Origin of the sequence: Streptomyces sp. SA15, from assembly GCF_002291145.1 — a bacterium.
Lineage (GTDB): Bacteria > Actinomycetota > Actinomycetes > Streptomycetales > Streptomycetaceae > Streptomyces.
The window spans coordinates 222922-244872 of sequence record NZ_NTGE01000073.1 but is presented as its reverse complement, the minus strand read 5'-3'; the positions used below and the strand labels follow the sequence as shown (position 1 = coordinate 244872).

Genomic DNA, 21951 nt, shown 5'->3' with positions numbered 1-21951 from the left:
CGCACAACGCCGTGCCGGGCAATGTCCTCGCCCGGCTCCGCATCGCCCTCACCGTCTTCTTCGCCCTCGACGGCTTCATCTTCGCCGGATGGGTCGTCCGCATCCCCGCCATCAAAGAACAGACAGGCGCCTCCGCCAGCGCGTTGGGACTCGCCCTCCTCGGCGTCTCCGCCGGAGCGGTCGTCACCATGACGCTCACCGGCCGCCTCTGCCGCCGCTACGGCAGCCATCCGGTGACCGTGGTCTGCGGCATCCTGCTCTCGCTCAGCGTCGCGCTACCGCCGCTCACCCACTCGGCACTGACGCTCGGCGCCGTCCTGCTGCTCTTCGGCGCCGCCTACGGCGGGATCAATGTGGCGTTCAACAGCGCCGCTGTCGATCTGGTGACCGCCCTGCAACGCCCCATCATGCCCAGCTTCCACGCCGCCTTCAGTCTCGGCGGCATGATCGGCGCAGGACTCGGCGGGCTCGTCGCCGGCGCGCTGTCCCCCACTCAGCACCTGCTCGGCCTCACCGTGATCGGGCTGCTCGTGACCGCCCTCGCGGGCCGCACCCTGCTGCGTATCCAGCCCCCGACACCACCCGAGCGCACACCGCATCAGGAGTCCGCGCCACGGCGCCTGGACACCCGCACCCGGGGTCTGGTCATCACCTTCGGCCTGATCGCCCTGTGCACGGCTTACGGCGAGGGAGCCCTGGCCGACTGGAGCGCCCTGCACCTCGAGCAGGATCTGGACGCCTCATCGGGCGTCGCGGCGGTCGGTTACTCCTGCTTCGCTCTCGCCATGACCATCGGCCGGCTGACCGGCACGAGGCTGCTCGAACGCCTCGGCCAGACCCGCACGTTGGTGTTCGGCGGCGCGACCGCCGCGGTCGGCATGCTGCTCGGCGCGCTCGCCCCCTCCCTGTGGGCGGCGTTCCTCGGCTTCGTGATCACCGGGCTGGGACTCGCCAACCTCTTCCCGGTCGCCGTAGAACGCGCCGGTACGCTGGCCGGCCCCGACGGGGTCGCGATCGCGTCCACGCTCGGCTACGGCGGCATGCTCCTGGGACCGCCCGCCATCGGCTTCATGGCGGAGTGGTTCTCCCTGCCCGTCGCCCTCCTGAGTGTGGCCACACTGGCCGCGACGGCCGCGGCCATCGCCTTCGTTACACGACGTGCGGCAGCGGGCTGATCCCACGCCTGCTGCTGACGACGCGGCTCAGCCGACCCCGGTCCGCGTTCCCGGTCCGTTCGGCCGGCCCCGAGCGGCGTCGCACCCCGAGGCGGGCACGCCGAAATGGCGACGCTAAGATAGCGGGCGCCTACATGTAGTCATGGAGGGAGGCGCGCATGACTGTCGAGTTACGGCACTTACGCGCGTTCATAGCCGTGTGCGAAGCGAGGAGCTTCACCCACGCCGCCACCCGCATGATGGTCAGTCAACCGGTGGTTTCACGGACCGTCCGGCAACTGGAGAAGGCAGTCGGAGCCGAGCTCATCGACCGGAGAACCGGTGAGGCGCGGCCGACGGAGGCGGGGACCGTGCTGCTGGAACACGCCCGTGCGACGGTCGCCAAGTTCGACCATGCGCTGTCCAGCGCGCGCTCGGTCAGCAGGCCACTCCTGCTCGGCTACACCTGGTCGATGCTGGACAGTCGGATCATGGGAGCCGTGGAGACCTGGGAGAGCGAGCACCCGCTGCATCCCATCATCACGCGCCGTGGCGACGACAGGCTCGCCGGGCTGGGCGACGGGAGTACCGACGTGGCTCTCGTCCGCGAGCAGCCGACAGGCCGCCCCGGCCACCCGGAGAACGACTATCAGAGCCTCACGCTGCTGAGCGAGGACCGTTACGTGGCCCTGTCCAGGGACCATCCGCTGAGCGGACGGTCCGTACTACGGCTGGAGGACCTCACGACGGAGGTGTTCGTGGACAACACCGCGTCGGGCACCGTGCCTTCCGGACTGTGGCCACCCGGCCGGGCACCGCAGGAGCGGCTGCCGGTGGAGACGTTCGAGGACTGGACCTTCGCCATCGCCGCGGGACGCGGGATCGGTCTCACCCCGGCGTCCACGGCCGCGCTCCGCCCCCATCCGTCACTGGCGTTCGTCGCGTTGGCGGATGCTCCCGCCGTGGACCTCCACCTGGCCTGGCGGGCCGACGCCGAGCATCCGGCACTCGGCGCGTTCACAGGCCACATGAAGCTGGCGTTCGCCCGTCCTTCTCACCCTCCTGTTTCTCCTCATGCCTCCCCCTCATGTCCCTGACGCATCGGCCCGTACGACGACGAACACGCCGGCCAGGATGACGAGCACGCCCACGTAGGCCTCCAGCGGTGGCGCCTGCCCGAGCCACAGGGCCGCCAACAGCGCCGCACCCGGCACTTCGAGCAGCGAGACGACGGCGACGGTGGCACCGCTCACCACCCCGAGCGACCGGTTCAGCAGCGAGTGCCCGAGCAGTTGGCCCGCGAAGGTCAGCGCGGCCAGCGTCATCCATGTCCCGGCCGAGTACCCGACCAGGGCACTGCCCGTGAGCAGGCACACCGTCACAAGCGCCGCGGCTGCCGTGGCGTAACAGATCAGCGTGTACGTCTCGGTGTCGAGCCGCTGCCGGACGTGCTCACCGACGGACAGGTACGCCGCCAGGCACACGCCGCTCGCCAGCGCGAGCGCGTCCCCGGCCAGGGCCTCGGCGGACATCCCGATGTCGACGCTGCTCACGACCAGCACGCCGAGGAAGGCGACGAGCATCCCTGCCCATCCCGCCTTCGGCACCGAACGGCCCCGGGCCCGGGCGATGAGCCCCGCCCACAGGGGCGTCGTACACATCAGGGCGGTGGATGTCGCGATGGACGTCATGGTCAGGCTGGGGATCCACATGCCGAAGTGAGCGGCCAGGAACATCCCGGCGAGCACGCAGTACTGCAGGTCGGCCCGCCCGGGCCGCCTGCGTGCTCTGCCGCCGCCCCGCCGGGCGAGCACCCGGGGGAGCAGGATGACGCCGGCCACCGCGTTGCGCCAGAACGCGATGGCCGGCGCGGGTGCCGCCGCGACCGCCGCGAGCGGTGCGGCCAGCGAGATGCCGACGACCGCGACTGTGAGAAGCGCCCACTCCGCAGGGGGCAGTGAACCGCCCGTGGAACGAGCGGGGAAACGCGCCGCGACGCCGTGCGGCTGGGCGTCTTCTGTCTGGTCGCCGATCATTCTCTTCCTGAGTTCTCGAATTCGCTCACCAGGACGTGACCGAGAATCGCTGGTGCATCGCCCGGTCTGTGACGTAGAAATCCTTGGCTTCTTCCGCCTTGGAGCTTCGCCGGCGCGAACGCGAGGCCACGGAACGTGTGTCGGTTGCAGACCACCGACAGGCGACGCACATCGATGGCGAGGTCCGAAGGCTGCGGACTCCGCTTGACCCAGAATCCGCTGATCGACAAAAGCTAGCCGCCGACCCCGCGGGGACGGAAATGTGCGGTGCGCATCACGCATACGGTCGGCGCATGTTCCCCAACGAGCTCACTGATCGGCGAAACTGCCATGACGCACATCACAGCGGCCCGCAACTCGCTTCCCCTGGACCGCACTCCATCCGGCACACTCCCCCCATGGACACTGCCGAGTACGTATCGATCCTGGACCGCGAGGGCCGGTCGCTGGCCGCGGCCGCCGAGGAGGCCGGGACCGGGGCCGAGGTGCCGACCTGCCCGGGGTGGCAGGTGCGGGATCTGTTGCGGCACACGGGGATGGTGCACCGGTGGGCCGAGGCGTTCGTCGCCGAAGGGCACACCTCCTACCACCCGGACGGCGGCCTGCCCGACCTCGACGGCGCCGAGTTGCTCGCCTGGTTCCGGGAGGGGCACGGGCAGCTCGTCGAGACCCTGCGCTCCGCCGCGCCGGACGTCGAGTGCTGGCACTTTCTGCCCGCGCCGTCGCCGCTGGCGTTCTGGGCCCGGCGGCAGGCGCACGAGACGACCGTGCACCGGTTCGACGCGGAGTCGGCGAGGGGCGGCCGACCCAGCGAGATCAGCGGCGACTTCGCCGCCGACGGCATCGACGAGCTGCTGTGCGGCTTCCACGCCCGCCCCAAGAGCAGGGTCCGCAGCGAGAAGCCCCGGGTGCTGCGGGTGCGGGCCACGGACACGGACGGTGCGGTGTGGACCGTACGACTGTCGCAGGAGCCGCCTGTGACCGAGCGCGAAGACGCCACGGACGCGGACTGCGAGGTGGCCGGGCCCGCCGCGCGGGTGTATCTGTCGCTGTGGAACCGGCTGCCGTTCCCGAGCATGACCGGGGACGCCTCGGTGGCCGGGCTGTGGCGCGAGAAGTCCGCGGTGACCTGAAGCTGAACCCGGCTCAGTTCGAGGTGAGCGTCCTGGTCAACACCGCGCGCTGCACCGGCAGTACGTCGCCGTGCAGCGCGCGGCCCTTCGCTGTGAGCGTGACGCGGACGCCCCGTCGGTCCTCCGCGCACATGCCGCGTTCGACGAGTCCGTCCTTCTCCAGCCGGGCGACCAGCCGCGACAGCGCGCTCTGGCTGAGGTGGACGCGCTCGGAGATCTCCTGGACGCGGTAGGAACACACGCCGTCCGGCCGTTGTTCGGACAGGACGTCGAGTACCTCGAAGTCGCTGGCGCACAGGCCGTGTTGATGGAGTGCGCGATCGAGTTCGCACTGCGTGCGCGCGTGCAGCGCCAGGATCTCCCGCCACTGATCGACGAGCGTCTGCTCGGCCTTCTTCGCCGCCATGAGGCGCACCGTAGCAGAGAGACAGTGTTGTTGCATCCGAATTAATTGCGCTTGCATCTGATGCAGGCGCATGTAGTGTCTGCGGCATGACCTCTCCGCTCACCAACCCCGCGGCCCCGTCCTCGGCGGTTCGCTGGACGCCCCGGCTGTGGGGCACCCTGCTGGTGCTGTGCGCCGCGATGTTCCTGGACGCGCTGGACGTGTCGATGGTCGGCGTCGCCCTGCCGTCCATCGGCGCCGACCTCGGCCTGTCCACCTCGACCCTGCAGTGGATCGTCAGCGGCTACATCCTGGGCTACGGCGGCCTGTTGCTCCTCGGCGGACGCACCGCCGACCTGCTGGGCCGACGTCAGGTCTTCCTGATCGCCCTGGGTGTCTTCGCACTCGCCTCGCTGCTCGGCGGGCTCGTCGACTCCGGCCCGCTGCTGATCGCCAGCCGCTTCATCAAGGGCCTGAGCGCGGCCTTCACCGCCCCCGCCGGCCTGTCGATCATCACCACGACCTTCCCGGAGGGCCCGCTGCGCAACCGCGCGCTCTCCATCTACACCACCTGCGCGGCCACCGGCTTCTCGATGGGCCTGGTGCTGTCCGGCCTGCTCACCGAGGCCAGTTGGCGCCTGACCATGCTGCTGCCCGCGCCCATCGCCCTGATCGCCCTGGTCGCGGGTCTGAAGCTGCTGCCGCGCAGCGCCCGCGAGAAGGACCACAACGGCTACGACATCCCGGGCGCCGTCCTCGGCACCGCCTCGATGCTGCTGCTGGTCTTCACCGTCGTACAGGCCCCGGAAGTCGGCTGGCTCTCGGCCCGCACCCTGCTGTCCTTCCTCGCCGTCGCCGTGCTCCTCACCGTGTTCGTCCTGGTCGAGCGGCGCTCGCCGGGCCCGCTGATCCGGCTCGGCGTGCTGCGCTCCGGCATCCAGATCCGCGCCCAGCTCGGCGCGATGTTCTTCTTCGGGTCGTACATCGGCTTCCAGTTCCTGGTCACCCTGTACATGCAGTCGCTGCTCGGCTGGTCGGCGCTGCACACCGCGCTCGCCTTCCTGCCCGCGGGCGCGCTGGTGGCGCTGTCCGCGACGAAGATGGGCTCGATCGTCGACCGGTTCGGCACCCAGCGGCTGCTCCCGGTGGGCTTCGGGCTGATGGTCATCGGATACGCCCTGTTCCTGCAGGTCGACCTCGACCCCGTGTACGCCGCAGTGATCCTGCCGTCGATGCTGCTCATCGGCGCGGCCTGCGCGCTGGTGTTCCCGTCGCTCAACATCCAGGCCACCAACGGCGTCGACGACCACGAGCAGGGCATGGTCTCCGGACTGCTCAACACCTCGGTGCAGGTGGGTGGCGCGATCTTCCTCGCGATCGTGACGGCGGTGGTGACCGCGGGCGCCCCCGAGAACGCCACCCCGCAGGCCGTCCTCGACAGCTACCGGCCCGGACTGTTCACGGTGACGGGCATCGCCGCGGCCGGCCTGCTGATCACACTCACGGGTCTGCGCAACGGCCGTCGTCCGCAGCAGTCCGTGGTGGTAGCCCAGTCCACCGCGAAGGAAACGGAGGCGGAGCGCGTGCCCGTACGCGACTAGGCCTTGACGACAGGGCCTAGGGCGACCGCCTCCCACACCGTGCGCTCGGCGGAGCCGCTTGCTCCGTCGGGCGCACGCCTGTGAGACTGCCGGGATGACGGGTTACGGGGGACGGCGCGGTCAGGCCGAACGGGACGCGATCACGGTGGAGATCGGATACGCGCTGTGCAGCGCGCTGTTCGCGGCGGCGGTCGTGTTCGGGGCGGTCGCCGGTCCGGCGCTGCTCTTCGAACTGCCGGACACGGTGGCGGTGTTGCTGCTCCGCACGGGTCTCGTGCTTGCCCCTGTTCTCTTCCTCGCCCGGGTCGTCAGTGTCCTGGTCCGTTTCCAGAGGACCACTCAGCCCAGCCAGCCCGGCCGGACCAGCCCCGACTCGTAGGCCAGCACGACGAGTTGCGCCCGGTCGCGGGCGCCCAGTTTGACCATCGTGCGGCTGACATGGGTCTTCGCGGTGAGCGGGCTGACCACCAGACGGCGGGCGATCTCCTCGTTGGAGAGACCGATGCCGACCAGGGCCATCACCTCCCGTTCCCGCTCGGTGAGTTCGTCCAGGGCGTCGGCGGCCGCGGGCTCCTTGGAGCGGGCCGCGAACTCCGAGATCAGCCGGCGGGTCACACCGGGCGAGAGCAACGCGTCGCCCTCGACCACCGCCCGCACGGCACGCAGGAGTTCCTCCGGCTCGGTGTCCTTGACCAGGAAGCCGGAGGCGCCGGAGCGGATCGCCTCGAAGACGTACTCGTCGAGTTCGAAGGTGGTGAGCATGACCACCTTCACGTCCGTCAGCCCGGAGTCCTCGGTGATCCGGCGCGTCGCGGCCAGACCGTCCAGCAGCGGCATGCGGATGTCCATCAGTACGACGTCGGGGCGCAGTTCGCGTACCTTGCGCAGCGCCTCCTCGCCGTCGGAGGCCTCCCCCGCCACCTCGATGTCCGGCTGCGCGTCGAGCAGCGCCCGGAAGCCGGCCCGCACCAGTGACTGGTCGTCGGCGAGCAGTACACGGATCACCGGTCGTCCTCCTTGGGCTTCACCTTCAGCGGCAGCACGGCCAGCACCCGGAATCCTCCGTCGGCACGCGGGCCCGCCTCGATCGTGCCACCCAGCGCGGCGGCCCGCTCCCGCATTCCGGCCAGTCCGTTGCCGCTGCCGCCCGCGTCGGCGCCGGTCGCGGGTCCGTCGTCGTCGATACGGAGCCGCAGCGTCGTCCCGTCGCCGTGGTCGAGGTGCACGCGCGCGTGCCGCGAGCCGGAATGCCGTACGACATTGGTGAGCGCCTCCTGGACGATGCGGAAGGCCGCGAGGTCCGTCCCGGGCGCCAGGCGGGGCGGCTTGCCCTCCACCTCGACCGTGAGGCCCGCGCCCGCCGCCTGCTCCACGAGTTCGGGCAGCCGGTCGAGGCCGGGCGCCGGCGCGCGCGGCGCGTCACCGGGCGTGCGCAGCGTGTCGAGGACCTGGCGGACCTCGCCCAGCGCCTCCTTGCTGGCGGCCTTGATGGTGGTCAGGGCCGTGCGCGCCTGCTCGGGGTCGGTGTCGAGGAGGGCGAGGCCGACGCCGGCCTGCACGTTGATCACCGAAATGCTGTGCGCGAGAACGTCGTGCAGTTCACGGGCGATGCGCAGCCGCTCCTCGTCGGCCCGCCGCTTGGCCGCCTGCGCCCGCTCGGCCCGCTCACGGGCCCACTGCTCGCGCCGGGTGCGGGCCAGTTCCGACACCGCGAGGATCGCCACCATCCAGGTGGCGACGACGACCTCCTGCCCCCAGGAGGCGGCGTCGTCCCCGGACGGCGGCAGCCACCGGTACAGCCAGTGGGCCACCAGGACATGCCCTGCCCAGAGCATCCCCAGCGCCGCCCAGGCCGCTCTGCGGTGCCCCGCGACGACGGCGCTGAAGGAGCTCAGGGCCACGGTCAGGAAGATCGGCCCGTACGGGTAGCCGGCGCCCAGGTAGAGCATGGCGGCCGCCGCCGTGCCGAACACCACGAGCACCGGATACCGCAGCCGCCACAGCAGCACCACACCCGCCACGAGCAGCAACATGCGCGCGAAGGGGTCGAGGGCGGCCTTCTCGCCGACCTGCTGTTCGGCCGCGTAGTTCGAGCCGGCGAGCACGAAGACCGTGAGGAGCGCGGTGGAGCGCCAGGGCCACCGCGGACGCCCGTCCTCCGTTTCCCCGGCGGCCCAGCGGTTCCACCACGACGGCCCGTGCCGCCACCAGTGAGGCGGGCCCCCGCGTACGCGCTGCTCGTCCATGTCAGCCACGCTAGACGCCGCCGGACCCCGGCGGCGTCAGCCGAGCGCGGTGATCACACGTACTCCCCGCGAAGTACGTCGGTCTCCTTGACGCGCAGCCGGCGCAGCCGCTTCGGCGCCCACCAGTTCGCGCGCCCCGCGAGCCGCATCGTCACCGGGAGCAGGACGACCCGGATGAGGGTGGCGTCGACCAGGATGGTGAGGGCGGTGCCGATGCCGAGTTCCTTGAGGAAGACGACGCCGCCGGTGGCGTACGACAGGAAGGACAGCGCGAGGATCCCGGCCGCGGCGGTGATCAGCGGGGCGCTGCGCCGGATGCCCTCGCCCACCGCGCGCTCGGTGTCGCCGGTCCGCTCGTGCTCCTCCTTGATGCGGGCCAGCAGGAAGACCTCGTAGTCCATGGACAGGCCGTACGCCACGCAGAACATCAGCACCGGGATGCTCGGCTCGATCGAGCCGGTGGGGGTGAAGCCGAGGAGCCCGGACAGGTGGCCGTCCTGACCAGGCCCACACCGTGGGCGAGTTGGGCCGCCGCGTGCCGGAAGAACGTCGTCCGGTCCTCCACGACTCGGTTGAACTGGCCGAACAGCTCGAATCCGATCAGCCCGAACAGCTGGGCCCAGGCCGCGACAAGTGCCGTGACCGTCTCGGGTGGCAGGTCGGGAGCCAGGTCGGCGGTCATCCGCTCCGCCTCGGGGCGCAGGTCGGCGGGCAGTGGAGGCTTGGCCAGGCCGAAGCCCTGGTGGGCGTCGCGCAGGATGCCGATGAGGAGGAGGCCGACGCGGGAGGCGGCCGGGACGGTGGTCTCCGGGGCGGTATAGCCGGGGACCGGCGATCCGTAGATCAACGCGTACTCGTGGGGGTGCCCGAGGGCCCAGCCGCGTACGGCTTCGCACACCGCGATCCAGCGCTGGGCGGGGTCGGCCTCGCCGACTTCTTCGTGCGCGGCCTCGGCGGTCCGGCCGAGGGAGTCGTAGGCGTCGATGATGAGGGCGGTCAGCAGGTCGTCGCGGCTGGGGAAGTAGCGGTACAGCGCGGAGGAGACCATGCCGAGCTCTCGGGCCACGGCGCGCAGCGACAGCTTGGCGGCGCCGTCCGCGGCGAGCTGTCTGCGTGCCTCGTCCTTGATGGCGGCGGTGACCTCGATCCTGGCCCGGGCGCGGGCGCCGTGTGCGGTGTTGCTGCTCATGTGGACCAGTGTCCCATAAAGCGAGAGCGGTGCACACAGTTCAGAGCAGCGCACACGAAAGAGAGCACTGCTCTTGCATTGGATCACCGATGTCGTCCACACTGCTCTCGAGCGAGAGCAGTGCTCACAACAGAGAGCGGCGCTCTTCCATCGCTTGCCAATCGCTGGCAAATCGCTGGCAAATCGCTTTCAAACGTAGGGGGTCCCCATGTCCACGCACGTCCAGAAGCCCGGCTGGCTCACGGTCAACGTCCTCAACCGCGCGGTGGCGTGGATGACCCGCCGCGGCATCAGCGTCTGGGGCTCCCGGGTCCTGGCGGTCCGCGGCCGCAAGAGCGGCGAGTGGCGCACCACCCCCGTGAACCTGCTGACCGTCGACGGACAGCAGTACCTGGTCGCGCCGCGCGGCCATGTCCAGTGGACGCACAACATGCGCGCGGCCGGCGGCGGCGAGCTGCGCCTCGGCAAGAACGCGGAGGTCTTCACCGCGACCGAGGTGGCCGACGACGACAAGGTCCCGCTCCTGCGCGCCTACCTCAAGCGCTGGAAGGCCGAGGTCGGCGTCTTCTTCAAGGGAGTCGGCCCCGACTCCCCCGACGCCGAACTGCGCCGGATCGCGCCCGACCACCCGGTGTTCCGGGTCGAGGTCACGAGCTGACCTCGCCGACCGAGGGATCCGAGGAACCCGCGGGCCGGCGGTCCAGCGCGGTCAGGGCGCGCTGGGCGATGGGGTGGGTGCGGACGATCTCGCCCAGCGAGGTGGCGCCGCGCGTGATGTCCATGAACGCCTTCCAGGCCGGGCGGAAGCCGGTCACCGCCGCGTGGAAGAGGCCGGGGCGCCGCTCGAACACCGTCAGCAGGCTCTTGCCGACGGCCATCTCGACACCGAGCCCCGCCTTGATCGCGAAGGCATAGTTGAGAGCCTGGCGCCGGGTGTCCACGGCGTCGTGCGCCTCCGCGATGCGTACCGCCCACTCCCCCGCGAGCCGCCCCGAGCGCAGCGCGAAGGAGATGCCCTCGCGGGTCCACGGCTCCAGAAGCCCGGCCGCGTCCCCGCACACCAGCACCCGCCCGCGCGACAGCGGCGAGTCGTCGGCACGGCAGCGGGTCAAGTGGCCCGAGGAGATGCTCGGTTCGAAGCCGGCGAGGCCGAGCCGGGCGACGAAGTCCTCCAAGTACCGCTTGGTCGCGGCGCCTTCGCCGCGTGCCGAGATCACCCCGACCGTCAGCGTGTCGCCCTTCGGGAACACCCAGCCGTAGCTTCCGGGCATCGGACCCCAGTCGATGAGCACCCGCCCCTTCCAGTCCTCGGCGACCGTCTCGGGCACCGGGATCTCCGCCTCCAGTCCGAGATCCACCTGGTCCAGCTTGACCCCGACGTGCGCTCCTATGCGGCTGGCGCTGCCGTCGGCGCCGACGACGGCCCGCGCGAGCAGCGTCTCGCCGCCCTGCAGGACGACGGCGACCGTGCGCCGGTCCGGCACGGACGAGCCGTGCTGTTCGACCCGCTGGACGGTGACGCCCGTACGCAGTTCGGCACCCGCCTTCTGCGCGTGCTCGACCAGCTGCTGGTCGAACTCGGGCCGGTTGATCAGCCCGAACAGCATCTGCTTGGAGCGGCGGGTGCGGGCGAAGCGGCCGTTGTGCGAGAAGGTGACCGCGTGCACCCGGTCGCGGAACGGCAGCTCGAAGCCGGGCGGCAGACAGTCGCGCGAAGGGCCGATGATGCCGCCGCCGCAGGTCTTGTAGCGGGGCAGCTCCGCCTTCTCCAGCACCAGCACGCGCCGCCCCGCGACCGCCGCCGCATAGGCGGCCGACGCCCCCGCCGGTCCCGCGCCCACCACGACGACGTCCCACACCCGCTGCACGTCGTCCGCCGAAGAGTTCTCGCTGCTCACGATGGTCTACTGCTCCCGATCAAGCCGCTGCCGCACCTGTCTCCCGCATCCTACGGCGCACGTCGCCCCAGGCCACTGGGCGGACGCCGCCCCGAACCACTGTGGCAGGATCGGCGGCACCCATCGGTACAACGTCGCACCCACAAGGAGCGTGCCCATGTCGTCGCATCCGGTCGCCGAGACCGTCGCCTCGCTGATGCCCAGGGCGAAGGCGGAGCTCACCGAGCTGGTGGCCTTCAAGTCGGTGGCGGACTTCGACCAGTTCCCCAGGAGCGAGAGCGAGGGCGCCGCCCGCTGGGTCGCCGACGCGCTGCGCGCCGAGGGCTTCGAGGACGTGGCCCTGCTCGACACCCCCGACGGCACGCAGTCGGTGTACGGCTACCTGCCCGGGCCCGAGGGTGCGAAGACGGTCCTGCTGTACGCCCATTACGACGTGCAGCCGCCGCTGGACGAGGCCGCGTGGGCCACCCCGCCCTTCGAACTGACCGAGCGGGACGGCCGCTGGTACGGGCGCGGGGCCGCCGACTGCAAGGGCGGCGTGCTCATGCACCTGCTGGCGCTGCGCGCGCTGAAGGCGAACGGCGGCGTCCCGGTCCACGTCAAGGTCATCGCCGAGGGTTCGGAGGAGATGGGCACCGGGGGTCTGGAGCGGTATGCCGAGGAACACCCCGACCTGCTGGAGGCCGACACCATCGTCATCGGCGACGCGGGCAACTTCCGCGTCGGTCTGCCTACGGTCACCGCCACGCTGCGCGGCATGACCCTGGTCCGTGTGCGGATCGACACGCTCGCGGGCAACCTGCACTCCGGCCAGTTCGGCGGCGCCGCCCCCGACGCGCTGGCCGCGCTGATCCGCGTACTCGACTCGCTGCGCGCTCAGGACGGCTCGACGACCGTCGACGGGCTCACGCCCGAGACGCGGTGGGACGGGCTGAGTTACGACGAGGAGCAGTTCCGCAAGGACGCCAAAGTCCTCGACGGCGTGCGGTTGATCGGTGACGGCACGGTCGCCGACCGCATCTGGGCGCGCCCGGCCGTCACGGTGCTCGGCATCGACTGTCCGCCGGTCATCGGCGCGACCCCGTCGGTGCAGGCGAGCGCCCGCGCGCTGATCAGCCTGCGGGTGCCGCCGGGGGTGGACGCGGCCGAGGCGACCAAGCTGCTGCAGGCCCACCTGGAGACGCACACGCCGTGGGGCGCCCGGGTGCGCACCGAACAGATCGGCCAGGGGCAGCCCTTCAGCGCGGACACGACCAGCCCGGCGTACGCGGCGATGGCCGAGGCGATGGCGGTCGCCTACCCGGGTCAGGAGATGCAGTACGCCGGCCAGGGCGGCTCCATCCCGCTGTGCAACACCCTCGCCGACCTCTACCCGCGCGCGGAGATCCTGCTCATCGGCCTGAGCGAGCCGGAGGCCCAGATCCACGCGGTCAACGAGAGCGTGTCCCCCGAAGAGCTGGAGCGGCTGTCGGTGGCGGAGGCGCTCTTCCTGCGCAACTACGCGGCGAGCTGACGGCTCTGCCGACAGCAGAGGGTGGACGGCGATACTGCCGTGCGTGTGCCCGGGGATGTGGAGGACGCGAGCTCCGCCGCCGAAGTCTCGGGGTGTTCAACCTCGACCGGGCCCAAGCGGTCGCCTCTTTCCACCGGTTGGCGGCGCTGGAGGCGGACCTGGCCTGTTCCGGCCACGGCGATGCGGTGATCGGCCAGGCCTCGGCGGCGCTTCGGAGATCGGCGGACGCGTACATCCCTGATCACTGAGGATGGGCGCATGCCCCGCGACCCGCGCATCGCCCGCCACACCGACATCGCCACCGCCCTCTCCCTCCTCAGCGACCGGGAGCTCACGGATCTGGTGGCGGCCGGAACCCCGAACGGCTCCGGGATCGGCGGACGTTCGACGCTGATCGAGGTCGACGGCGTCCGGGTCTTCGTGAAGCAGGTGCCGCTCACCGACACCGAGCGGCTTCCCGAGCACGTCCGCTCCACCGCCAACGTCTTCGGCCTGCCGCCCTTCTTCCACTACGGCATCGGTCTCGTCCCCAGCCCCGGCCTCGGCGCCTGGCGGGAACTCGCCGCGCACACGATGACCACGAACTGGGTGCTGGCCGACCGGTTCGCCGGGTTTCCGCTGATGCACCACTGGCGGGTCATGCCCCACACCCCGAGCCCTCTCCCGGACGAACTGGCCGACGTGGAGGGGGCCATCGCCTACTGGGGCGGCACCCCGCAGGTTCGCGAGCGCATCGAGGCCCTGCGGACGGCCTCCGCGAGCCTGACACTGTTCCTGGAGTACATCCCGCACACCGTCCACGACTGGCTCGAAACCCGCCTCGAAGCCGGTGACGCGGACAGCGCCGTCCCCCTGGTCGAGCAGGGACTGGAGGCCGTCGTCTCCTTCCTGCACGCGCAGGAACTCCTGCACTTCGACGCCCACTTCGGGAACATCCTCACCGACGGCGACCGGCTCTACCTCACCGACTACGGCCTCTCCCTCTCGGCGCACTACCGCCTGACGCCCGAGGAACGCGACTTCGTCGACCGGCACCGCCACTACGACCGCGCCTACACCCGCTCGTACCTGGTCGTCTGGCTCGTCACCGACCTGTACGGGTACCGCGGGCAGGAGCGGGACGCCTTCATCCGCGCGTGCGCCGACGGTGCGCGGCCGGACGGGATTCAGGAGGCCGCCGCCGATGTCATCGCGCGGCATGCCCGAGGGGCCGCCGTGATGGGCGAGTTCAACCGGCGGTTCCAGGAAGAGAGCAGGCTTACGCCGTACCCGCCGAAGTCTCCTCACGCGCCGTGACGGCCGGGTCGAGGACGATGTCCTCCTCGCGTGCCTCGATCGTCGGTTCCTCGGGAAAGTGACAGGCCGTCAAGTGCCCTTCGCCGTTGCCCTTGAGACGAACCAGCGGCGGTTCCTCGGCCGCGCACCTGTCCTGGGCCTTCCAGCAGCGGGTACGGAACCGGCAGCCGGACGGCGGGTCGACCGGGGAGGGCACGTCGCCCGCCAGGCGGATGCGTTCGCGCCGACGGGTGCTGTCCGGGTCGGCCTCGGGGACGGCGGACAGCAGTGCGTGCGTGTAGGGGTGCCGGGGGCGGGTGTAGAGCGCCTGCCGGTCGGCGACCTCGACGATCTTCCCGAGGTACATCACCGCGACCCGCTCGCAGAAGTGCCGGACGACGGCGAGGTCGTGGGCGATGAAGACGAACGCGATGCCGAACTCCCGTTGGAGGTCCTGCAGCAGGTTGACGATCTGGGCCTGGATGGACACGTCCAGCGCGGAGACCGGTTCGTCGGCCACGATCAGCTTCGGCCTGAGGGCGAGGGCGCGGGCGATGCCGATGCGCTGGCGCTGACCGCCGGAGAACTCGTTCGGGTAGCGGTTGTAGTGCTCGGGATTGAGGCCGACCGTCTCCAGCAGTTCCTGGGCGCGCCTCTTGTGGCCCTGCGGCGGGTTGATGCCGTTGAGCTTCATCGGCGTCTCGACGATGGTGCCGACGGTGTGCCGGGGGTTCAGCGAGGAGTACGGGTCCTGGAAGATCATCTGGAGGTTCCGGCGCGCCTCCTTCATCCTGGCCTCGGGTGTGTGGGTGATGTCCTCGCCGTCGAACACGACGGTGCCGGCCGTGGGTTCCAGCAGCCGGGTGACCAGGCGGCCCGTGGTCGACTTGCCGCAGCCGGATTCGCCGACCAGGCCCAGCGACCGACCCGCGCCGACCGTGAAGTCGATGCCGTCGACGGCGTGCACGGCGCCGATCTGCCGCTGGAACACGATGCCCTGCCGGAGGGGGAAGTGCTTCGCGAGGCCGCTGACCTCCAGCAGTGGCGCCGCGGCGGGCGCGGCCTGCGATGCGGGAAGGTGCTGGGTGATGCTCACGGCATGCTCCTGTTCGTCCGCCGCCGTCACCGCGCGGCCCCGGCGGCCGTGCGGCCGCGGATCTCTTTCCTGGTCTCCGGGGTGAGATGGCAGGCGGCGAGGTGCCGGTCGGTGCCGGAGACGGTCAGCAGCTCGGGCCGTTTCACCGTGCAACGCCCTTCGGGCACCCAGCCCTTGTAGGTGCAACGGGGGTGGAAGGCGCAGCCACCTGGAGGGTTGATCAGACTCGGTGGTGAACCGGCGATCGGGTTCAGCCGTCGGTCGACGTCACCGGTGAGATGCGGCATCGACTCCAGCAGGCCCCAGGTGTAGGGGTGTTGGGGCTCCTTCAGTACGTCGCGCACGGTGCCGTACTCGATCCTGCGGCCGCCGTACATCACGAGGATGTCGTCGGCGACATCTGCCACCACGCCGAGGTCGTGCGTGATGAGGATGACGGCGGAGCCGAACTCCTCCTGCAGATCGCGGATCAGGTCCAGGATCTGCGCCTGGACGGTGACGTCCAGAGCGGTCGTGGGTTCGTCGGCGATGAGCAGCGCGGGGTCGCAGACGAGGGCCATGGCGATCATGGCGCGCTGCCGCATGCCGCCGGAGAACTGGTGCGGGTAGTCCTTGGCCCGGCGCTCGGGCTGCGGAATGCCGACCCGTTTCAGCATCTCGACCGCCCGCTCCCGGGCCTCCTTCTTGGCGACCTTGTGGTGCACCTGGTATGCCTCGGCGATCTGCGCGCCGACGGTGAAGTACGGGTGCAGGGCGGACAGGGGGTCCTGGAAGATCATGGAGACCGTCCTGCCGCGCAAGGCGCGCATCTCGCGCTCCGGGAGGGCGACGAGCTCCCTGCCCTCCAGCCGGATCTCGCCGGACACCGCGGCGCGGGTGCCCTTGTGCAGCCCCAGCAGGGCCAGCGAGGTGACCGACTTTCCCGATCCGGACTCGCCGACGATGCCGAGCGTGCTGCCCTTCTCCAGGGTGAAGGAGACTCCGTCGACGGACTTGACGACGCCGTCCTCGGTGGGGAAGTGCACGCGCAGGTCCTGTACGTCGAGGAAGGGCGCGGAGACGGGCGCGAGGTCCGCGGGCTGTGGAGAGGTCTGCAGGGACACTGGGCTTTCCTTACGCGGCTGTCGGGGCTCAGGCGAGGCGTACGCGGGGATCGATGAGGCCGTACACCACGTCGACGACCACGTTGGCGATCACGACGAACGTGGCGGCGAAGAGCGTGGTGCCGAGGATGACCGGCAGGTCGGAGTTCTGCACCGAGTCCACCGCCAGCTTGCCGATGCCGTTGATGCCGAACACCGACTCGGTGATGACGGCGGAGCCGCCGATCAGGGAGCCGACGTCCATTCCGAAGATGGTGAGGATCGGGGTGATCGCGGCCCGCAGTCCGTGCTTGAGGACGACCTTCGCGGCCGGGAGTCCCTTGGCGCGGGCGGTGCGCATGTAGTCCTCGGCGAAGACGTCCAGCATGGAGGAGCGGGTGAGCCGGGTGTACATCGCGAGGTAGACGATGACGAGGGTGGCCCACGGCAGGAGGAGCCCCTGGAACCATGCGGCCGGGTCCTGGGTGAACGGGGTGTAGCCGGCCGCGGGCAGGATCTGCCACTTGTCGACGAACAGGAACAGCAGCAGCAGACCGATGAAGTAGATCTGCACGGAGACGCCGACCAGGGCCAGTCCGACCGCCGCCTTGTCGGCGGCCCGGCCCCTGCGGACCGCGGCGACCGTGCCGAGGCCGACGCCGAGGACGAGGAAGACCACCGCGGCGCCGAGGCCGAGCGACAGGTCCGCCGGGAAGTCGCCCAGCAGGGTGGTGAGGACCGGCGTGTCGGTCTGGAAGGAGACCCCGAGGCAGGGCGCGCCGCAGTGCACCCGCACGCTCTGGTCGCCGAAGTCGCGGCCGACGAAGAGCCCCTTGAAGAACTCCCAGAACTGCGTCATGAAGCTCCGGTCGAGGCCCAGCGAGTGCCTGATCTCCACCAGTCGGGAGGGCGAGCAGGTCTTCCCGCAGGCCAGGAGCGCGGGGTCGGAGGGCAGCGCGAAGAAGATGACGAAGGTGATCACGGTGATCACCAGCAGGATCGCGGCCGCTGCCAGCAGGCGTCGGATGAGGTAACGAAACATGTCGTGCGGGGCCCTGACGTGAGGTGGGTGCCCGCCGGCCAGGGTCCGCCGGCGGGCCTGAGAGGGATGCGTCAGTGGGTGACGTAGACGTGCACCAGGCTCGGCTCGGCGAGGACGGCGTCCGGGATGACTCCGCCGACCTTGGAGCCCGCCAGTTCGCTGAAGTTCATGTACATCAGCGGGACCACGGCGGCGTCCTTCATGATCTGCTCGTCCAGGTTTCCGTAGGCGGTGTTGGCCTCGTTGATGCCCGTCATCTTGGAGATCTTGCCGATCTGCGCGTTGACCTTCGGGTCGTTCAGGTACGACTGGTCCTGGTTGGACTGCGGCAGCTTCGCGATCTGCCGTCCGTCGAACAGGACGGGCAGCACGGTGGAGGCGTTGGGCCAGTCCGCGATCCAGTCCATCCAGGTCAGGTCGTACTGGTTCTTCACGTTGTCCACGGTGCTGAAGTAGTTCGCCTTGTCGATCGGGGTGATGTTGACGGTGACGCCGATCTTGCCCAGCGAGGTCTTCACCGCGTCGGCGAAGTGCTCCTGCGTGGTGTTGTTCTCCACCGCGAGCGACATGGTCGGCTTCGGGTTGCCGGCCTGCTTCATCAGCGCCTTGGCCTTGGTGAGGTCACCGGCCGGGTTCGTGCTGTAGAGGTTGAACTTCTTGTAGCCGTCGATGCCGGGACTCAGCATCGTGCTCGCGTAGTCCCCGTACGCCGAACCGCCGAAGGCGCCGCGCACGGTGGTCTTGTCGATCGCGTACTCGATCGCCTGGCGGACCCGGATGTCCTTGACCCGGGTGGTGTTGATCGCCAGGTAGTTGATGCCCGGGGCCGGGATCTTGTAGTAACGCGACTTGAGCGACGAATCGCTCGCGATCGTCGTCAGGTCGGAGCCCGCTATCGGCCACTGCATGATCGAGGTCTGGGCGGTGCCGGCGTCGGACTTGATCTGCTGGTCGATGGCGGACTGGTCCTGCCCGAACTTCACGTCCATCTCGTCGACGTTCTGCTGCCGGATCGGGTCGGTCGACTGGACCCAGTGCGGGTTCTTGACGAGGACGAGTTCCTTGTTCTTGGTGTACGACTTGATCATGTAGGGCCCGTCGGACCAGACGTGCGTGTCATAAGTGGCGCCTGTGTCGTGCGCCTTGGGCACCGCCGACCACGCGGGCATGGCGGTCGTCTGGCTGAAGTCGGCGACCGGCTGGTTCAGATGGAAGGCGATCGTGTACTTGTCCGGCGTCTGGATGGAGGCGAGTTGCTGCCCCTTGTAAGGGCCCTTGTACGTGGAGCCGCCGACCAGCCACTGACTGGCGTACGGCGGGCCGCCGTTGATGTCGGGGGAGAAGGTCCGCTCGACGCCGTACTTGACGTCCTGTGCGGTGACCTCGGTGCCGTCCTGCCACTTGATCCCGTGGCGCAGGTGGAACGTCCACACGGTGGCGCCCTTGCTGGGCGTTCCGATGTCCGTGGCCAGGTCGCCGACCAGCTTCGGCGCCGAGCCCGTCTCGTCCCATCCGGTGAGGGTGCGGACGAACTCCTCGTCCATGCTCGAGCCCTCCGTCGTGTACACGCGCTGGGGGTCGAGGTGGTCGTAGTCCGCCTGGTTGAGGACGGTCAGCGTGCCTCCCTTCGTCGGGGAACCGCTGCCTGTGGTGCTGGAGGAGCCCCCGCAGGCGGTGGCCCCCAGGGCGATCGCCACGGCGGTGGCCGTGAGGGCGATCGAGCGCCTTCTGCGCGTCATGAGGTAACACTCCGTTCTATTACGGGCTCGGCTTCGGCGGCCCGCGGTGGGACCGTCCGGCCGGTGCTCAGAGGGAACGCGTCAGCTGCGGGCCGCGCGGGGATCGAGGGCGTCCCGGACGCCGTCTCCGAGGAGATTGAGGGCCAGAACGAGGACGAGGAGCAGGACGCCGGGGATGAACAGGTACATCGGGTCCTGCAGGAAGAACTGGGAGGCGTCCGACAGCAGCGCTCCCCAGTCCGGGTTGGGCGGGATGACACCCACGCCCAGGTACGACAGGGCCGCCTCCGTGGTGATGTTCTGCGGGACGGCGAGCGCGAAGGAGATCAGGACCGGCGCCCACAGGTTCGGCAACAGCTGTCGGAAGAGGATGTGCCGCCGGCCGGCGCTCATGAGCCGTGCCGCGTCGACGAACTCCCGTTCGCGCAGGGACAGGACCTGGCCGCGCACGAGGCGGGCGGTGTAGGCCCAGGCGAACACCGCGATGTTGAGGACGAGGACGAGCAGCCGGAGGTTCTCGTCGGTGCCGCCGTGGCTGTCGGTCTGCAGCGCGTTCTGGATGACTGGAGTGAGCGCGATGATGAACAGCAGTTGCGGGAAGGCCAGCATGACGTCCATCACCCGCGACAGCACGGAGTCGACCCAGCCGCCGGAGTAGCCCGCCGCCAGCCCGGCCACGACGCCGACGACGGTGGACAGCACGGCCGACGCGAAGCCGACGAAGAGCGAGGTGCGCAGACCGTAGACGATCCGGCCGAACAGGTCGTATCCCGTTCCGGGTTCGACCCCCAGCAGGTGGGTGAGGCTGATACCGCCCAGTGACCCGTACGGGAAGTTGCCCGTGTCCGGGTCGATCGCCTTTCCGTCCGGTGTGATGGGCCCCCAGCCGGTCAGCGCGGTGAGCACCGGGGCGAGCAGCGCGATCGCGATGAACAGGACGGTCACCACGAACGCGGTCATGGTGACCTTGTCCCGCCTGATGCGCTTGAAGGCCATGCGGGCCGGTGAGCGTCCGGCGATGGCGGGGCCGCCGGATCGGAGGCCGGGCGCCGGTTCGTCGGCCGCAAGCGCGGTCGCCGAAGGGTAGGGAGTCGTCATGCGGATGTGCCCCTGAGTGAAAGGCATGGCGGCGGCCGTTTGTCGGCGCCGTGAGACTGAGCGGACTCTCGCAACGTGCCGAGAGTCCGGTCAAGGCGGATAAGCAGCGGAAAAGGGATTGTTTGCGCTTGTTGCCAAGAGTTGACGAGAGCGGGACGTTTCGTTAGCTCTGACATGGAGGTATTTCGACGGTCCCTTGGGGAGATCCGGGCCAACGTCTGTGTCGGGCAGCCTCGTCCGGGCATGGCGAAGTCCCCGCCGACACCAGGGAGCGGCGGGGAATGTCACCGGATGTCAGCCGATCGGAATCCCGGCTTCCAAATACAGCGCGGCCCCGCGCTCCCGGGCCCGCAGGGCCCAGCGCAGCCGTTCGTAGCGGACGGGCGGCAGCAGGTCGGCGGCCTCCTCCTCGGTGACGAAGCGCCAGTCGCGCAGCTCGGGTCCGGGCAGCAGGAGGCGTCCGGCCTCGGTGGAGTCGAGGTGGCCGCCGTCGAAGAGGAGGCGCAGGCCGCCGTAGCCCGGAGGGGCGGGCGGTTCCCAGTCGACGACGAGCAGGCGGGGTACGTCGTCCAGGTGGATCCCGGTCTCCTCGGCGACCTCGCGCATGCCGGCGCGGGCGGGCGCCTCGCCCGGTTCGACGACGCCGCCGGGGAACTCCCAGCCGGCCTTGTAGGTGGGGTCGACGAGCAGCACCCGGTCCCGCTCGTCGAAGAGAAGGACACCGGCCGCGAGGGTCTCGGCGGTCGGCTCGGGTGTCTGCACGATGTCGCAGACCGGCACGGTGCCGCTGCCCACGGCCTCGGCGATGCGGGCGGCGGTCTCGTACGGCGTGAGGGCGCTGTTGTCGATCGGGTGGGCGTCGGCGGTGAGCCAGTTGGCGAGGGCGGCTCGGTACGGTTCTATGTGGTCGTACGACCACTGCCGTATTCGTATCTCTCCGTCGGGGAGGTCGGGCGGGACCTCGCGGTGGGCTATGCGCTCGCGCAGGATCGTTTCCCCCGGAGCGAGCAGGACATGCCGGACGGTGATCCGGCGCGCGGCGAGACCGCCGAAGATCTCGTCGCGGTAGTCCTGGCGCAGGAGGGTCATGGGGACCACCAGGGTCCCGTCGAGCTCGGCGAGCATCGCGGCCGCCGTGTCGATCACCAGTCGTCGCCAGATCGGCAGGTCCTGGTAGTCGCCGACCTCGGCGAGGTGTTTGGGCGGCAGCAGGTGCGTGAGCGCTGCGCCGATGACCTCGGGGTCGAAGAGCGTGCTGTTGGGGATCAGTTCGATCAGCTCCCGTGCGGTGGTGGTCTTCCCCGCACCGAACGCGCCGTTGATCCAAACGACGGTCACGTTTCCCCCTCTTCTGTTGGCCCCCTGTGGCTTGCCCGCTCCACCCTGCCACGGAAACCAGCCGCAGTTGAGGGCGCACACGCGTGGCGCCGGTGCCCCCTTTCTCAGGGGGCACCGGCGCCACGG

At 70.2% G+C, this 21951-nt stretch carries 22 protein-coding genes; 9 read left to right on the top strand and 13 right to left on the bottom strand.

The window, feature by feature from the left end; translation table 11 throughout:
* Positions 1–11: 11 nt before the first annotated feature.
* Both CLM62_RS13245 and CLM62_RS13240 read left to right on the top strand, forming a co-directional pair.
* On the top strand, positions 12–1175 hold the full coding sequence (locus CLM62_RS13245; protein ID WP_095750032.1) for an MFS transporter: 1164 nt from the start codon (positions 12–14) through the stop codon (positions 1173–1175).
* A 158-nt stretch (positions 1176–1333) separates the two neighbouring features.
* Positions 1334–2251 (top strand): LysR family transcriptional regulator, encoded by a 918-nt coding sequence (locus tag CLM62_RS13240; RefSeq protein WP_095750031.1) that lies wholly within the window; start codon positions 1334–1336, stop codon positions 2249–2251.
* On the opposite strand, the gene CLM62_RS13235 is transcribed toward CLM62_RS13240, so the two are convergent.
* The gene (locus CLM62_RS13235) at positions 2240–3190 is read right to left on the bottom strand and encodes a DMT family transporter (protein ID WP_095750030.1); all 951 of its coding nucleotides are present in this window, start codon (positions 3188–3190) and stop codon (positions 2240–2242) included. The two genes, CLM62_RS13240 and CLM62_RS13235, sit on opposite strands and share 12 nt — an antisense overlap.
* A 398-nt stretch (positions 3191–3588) precedes the next feature.
* Here CLM62_RS13235 and CLM62_RS13230 point away from each other — a divergent pair, with 398 nt between their 5' ends.
* On the top strand, positions 3589–4323 hold the full coding sequence (locus tag CLM62_RS13230) for a maleylpyruvate isomerase family mycothiol-dependent enzyme (protein ID WP_095750029.1): 735 nt from the start codon (positions 3589–3591) through the stop codon (positions 4321–4323).
* A 13-nt stretch (positions 4324–4336) separates the two neighbouring features.
* Here CLM62_RS13230 and CLM62_RS13225 read toward each other — a convergent pair whose 3' ends face one another.
* A complete protein-coding gene (locus CLM62_RS13225) occupies positions 4337–4729 on the bottom strand; it encodes a MarR family winged helix-turn-helix transcriptional regulator (RefSeq protein WP_095750028.1) in 393 nt (130 codons plus the stop codon).
* A gap of 86 nt (positions 4730–4815) precedes the next feature.
* On the opposite strand from CLM62_RS13225, the gene CLM62_RS13220 reads away from it, so the two are divergent.
* Both CLM62_RS13220 and CLM62_RS13215 read left to right on the top strand, forming a co-directional pair.
* The gene (locus tag CLM62_RS13220) at positions 4816–6309 is read left to right on the top strand and encodes an MFS transporter (protein ID WP_095750027.1); all 1494 of its coding nucleotides are present in this window, start codon (positions 4816–4818) and stop codon (positions 6307–6309) included.
* Between the two features lie 94 nt (positions 6310–6403).
* On the top strand, positions 6404–6688 hold the full coding sequence (locus CLM62_RS13215) for a DUF6332 family protein (RefSeq protein ID WP_095750026.1): 285 nt from the start codon (positions 6404–6406) through the stop codon (positions 6686–6688).
* Here the strand turns inward: CLM62_RS13215 and CLM62_RS13210 are convergent.
* Genes CLM62_RS13210 through CLM62_RS13195 form a run of 4 tightly spaced genes read right to left on the bottom strand, consistent with a single transcriptional unit; the run spans position 6649 to position 9744 of the window.
* A complete protein-coding gene (locus CLM62_RS13210; RefSeq protein WP_095750025.1) occupies positions 6649–7314 on the bottom strand; it encodes a response regulator transcription factor in 666 nt (221 codons plus the stop codon). The two genes, CLM62_RS13215 and CLM62_RS13210, sit on opposite strands and share 40 nt — an antisense overlap.
* A complete protein-coding gene (locus CLM62_RS13205; RefSeq protein WP_095750024.1) occupies positions 7311–8555 on the bottom strand; it encodes a sensor histidine kinase in 1245 nt (414 codons plus the stop codon). The genes CLM62_RS13210 and CLM62_RS13205 overlap by 4 nt, the downstream gene beginning before the upstream one ends.
* Positions 8556–8608: 53 nt before the next feature.
* Positions 8609–8983, bottom strand: coding sequence for an MMPL family transporter (locus tag CLM62_RS13200; RefSeq protein WP_373559136.1), 375 nt, complete (start codon positions 8981–8983; stop codon positions 8609–8611).
* Positions 8983–9744, bottom strand: a complete 762-nt coding sequence (locus CLM62_RS13195) for a TetR/AcrR family transcriptional regulator (RefSeq protein ID WP_095750023.1) — start codon at positions 9742–9744, stop codon at positions 8983–8985. The genes CLM62_RS13200 and CLM62_RS13195 overlap by 1 nt, the downstream gene beginning before the upstream one ends.
* A gap of 208 nt (positions 9745–9952) precedes the next feature.
* Between CLM62_RS13195 and CLM62_RS13190 the strand changes: the two genes are divergently transcribed.
* Positions 9953–10402, top strand: coding sequence for a nitroreductase family deazaflavin-dependent oxidoreductase (locus CLM62_RS13190; RefSeq protein ID WP_095750022.1), 450 nt, complete (start codon positions 9953–9955; stop codon positions 10400–10402).
* Here the strand turns inward: CLM62_RS13190 and CLM62_RS13185 are convergent.
* The gene (locus CLM62_RS13185) at positions 10392–11642 is read right to left on the bottom strand and encodes a geranylgeranyl reductase family protein (protein ID WP_095750021.1); all 1251 of its coding nucleotides are present in this window, start codon (positions 11640–11642) and stop codon (positions 10392–10394) included. The two genes, CLM62_RS13190 and CLM62_RS13185, sit on opposite strands and share 11 nt — an antisense overlap.
* Positions 11643–11799: 157 nt before the next feature.
* Between CLM62_RS13185 and CLM62_RS13180 the strand changes: the two genes are divergently transcribed.
* From CLM62_RS13180 to CLM62_RS13170, 3 genes are all read left to right on the top strand, one after another.
* Positions 11800–13155 carry a dipeptidase gene (locus CLM62_RS13180; protein ID WP_095750020.1) on the top strand — a complete coding sequence of 452 codons (1356 nt, stop codon included), beginning with the start codon at positions 11800–11802 and terminating at the stop codon, positions 13153–13155.
* A 92-nt stretch (positions 13156–13247) separates the two neighbouring features.
* A complete protein-coding gene (locus CLM62_RS13175) occupies positions 13248–13403 on the top strand; it encodes a hypothetical protein (RefSeq protein WP_179382076.1) in 156 nt (51 codons plus the stop codon).
* 10 nt (positions 13404–13413) lie between these two features.
* Positions 13414–14451: a hypothetical protein gene (locus CLM62_RS13170; RefSeq protein ID WP_095750019.1), complete on the top strand. Its 1038-nt coding sequence runs from the start codon at positions 13414–13416 to the stop codon at positions 14449–14451.
* Here the strand turns inward: CLM62_RS13170 and CLM62_RS13165 are convergent.
* The 6 genes from CLM62_RS13165 to CLM62_RS13140 form a co-directional block, all read right to left on the bottom strand.
* Complete coding sequence (locus tag CLM62_RS13165) at positions 14414–15526, bottom strand: ABC transporter ATP-binding protein (protein ID WP_373559135.1); 1113 nt, start codon at positions 15524–15526, stop codon at positions 14414–14416. The two genes, CLM62_RS13170 and CLM62_RS13165, sit on opposite strands and share 38 nt — an antisense overlap.
* 26 nt (positions 15527–15552) lie before the next feature.
* Entirely contained in the window at positions 15553–16629 is a 1077-nt protein-coding gene (locus CLM62_RS13160; RefSeq protein WP_095750017.1) for an ABC transporter ATP-binding protein, read from the bottom strand.
* A 28-nt stretch (positions 16630–16657) separates the two neighbouring features.
* A complete protein-coding gene (locus tag CLM62_RS13155; protein ID WP_095750016.1) occupies positions 16658–17650 on the bottom strand; it encodes an ABC transporter permease in 993 nt (330 codons plus the stop codon).
* A gap of 71 nt (positions 17651–17721) precedes the next feature.
* Positions 17722–19389, bottom strand: coding sequence for an ABC transporter substrate-binding protein (locus tag CLM62_RS13150; protein WP_095750015.1), 1668 nt, complete (start codon positions 19387–19389; stop codon positions 17722–17724).
* Between the two features lie 81 nt (positions 19390–19470).
* Entirely contained in the window at positions 19471–20487 is a 1017-nt protein-coding gene (locus CLM62_RS13145; RefSeq protein ID WP_095750068.1) for an ABC transporter permease, read from the bottom strand.
* A gap of 294 nt (positions 20488–20781) precedes the next feature.
* Positions 20782–21825, bottom strand: coding sequence for an NUDIX domain-containing protein (locus CLM62_RS13140; protein WP_095750014.1), 1044 nt, complete (start codon positions 21823–21825; stop codon positions 20782–20784).
* Positions 21826–21951: the final 126 nt, after the last annotated feature.

What these genes read in the sequence shown, in the direction of transcription:
- CLM62_RS13240 (WP_095750031.1), top strand. Translation starts at nt 1,334, where the DNA reads ATGACTGTCGAGTTACGGCACTTACGCGCGTTCATAGCCGTGTGCGAA.
- CLM62_RS13235 (WP_095750030.1), bottom strand. Translation starts at nt 3,190, where the DNA reads ATGATCGGCGACCAGACAGAAGACGCCCAGCCGCACGGCGTCGCGGCG.
- CLM62_RS13230 (WP_095750029.1), top strand. Translation starts at nt 3,589, where the DNA reads ATGGACACTGCCGAGTACGTATCGATCCTGGACCGCGAGGGCCGGTCG.
- CLM62_RS13225 (WP_095750028.1), bottom strand. Translation starts at nt 4,729, where the DNA reads ATGGCGGCGAAGAAGGCCGAGCAGACGCTCGTCGATCAGTGGCGGGAG.
- CLM62_RS13220 (WP_095750027.1), top strand. Translation starts at nt 4,816, where the DNA reads ATGACCTCTCCGCTCACCAACCCCGCGGCCCCGTCCTCGGCGGTTCGC.
- CLM62_RS13215 (WP_095750026.1), top strand. Translation starts at nt 6,404, where the DNA reads ATGACGGGTTACGGGGGACGGCGCGGTCAGGCCGAACGGGACGCGATC.
- CLM62_RS13205 (WP_095750024.1), bottom strand. Translation starts at nt 8,555, where the DNA reads ATGGACGAGCAGCGCGTACGCGGGGGCCCGCCTCACTGGTGGCGGCAC.
- CLM62_RS13200 (WP_373559136.1), bottom strand. Translation starts at nt 8,983, where the DNA reads ATGTTCTGCGTGGCGTACGGCCTGTCCATGGACTACGAGGTCTTCCTG.
- CLM62_RS13195 (WP_095750023.1), bottom strand. Translation starts at nt 9,744, where the DNA reads ATGAGCAGCAACACCGCACACGGCGCCCGCGCCCGGGCCAGGATCGAG.
- CLM62_RS13190 (WP_095750022.1), top strand. Translation starts at nt 9,953, where the DNA reads ATGTCCACGCACGTCCAGAAGCCCGGCTGGCTCACGGTCAACGTCCTC.
- CLM62_RS13180 (WP_095750020.1), top strand. Translation starts at nt 11,800, where the DNA reads ATGTCGTCGCATCCGGTCGCCGAGACCGTCGCCTCGCTGATGCCCAGG.
- CLM62_RS13170 (WP_095750019.1), top strand. Translation starts at nt 13,414, where the DNA reads ATGCCCCGCGACCCGCGCATCGCCCGCCACACCGACATCGCCACCGCC.
- CLM62_RS13155 (WP_095750016.1), bottom strand. Translation starts at nt 17,650, where the DNA reads ATGTTTCGTTACCTCATCCGACGCCTGCTGGCAGCGGCCGCGATCCTG.
- CLM62_RS13150 (WP_095750015.1), bottom strand. Translation starts at nt 19,389, where the DNA reads ATGACGCGCAGAAGGCGCTCGATCGCCCTCACGGCCACCGCCGTGGCG.
- CLM62_RS13145 (WP_095750068.1), bottom strand. Translation starts at nt 20,487, where the DNA reads ATGACGACTCCCTACCCTTCGGCGACCGCGCTTGCGGCCGACGAACCG.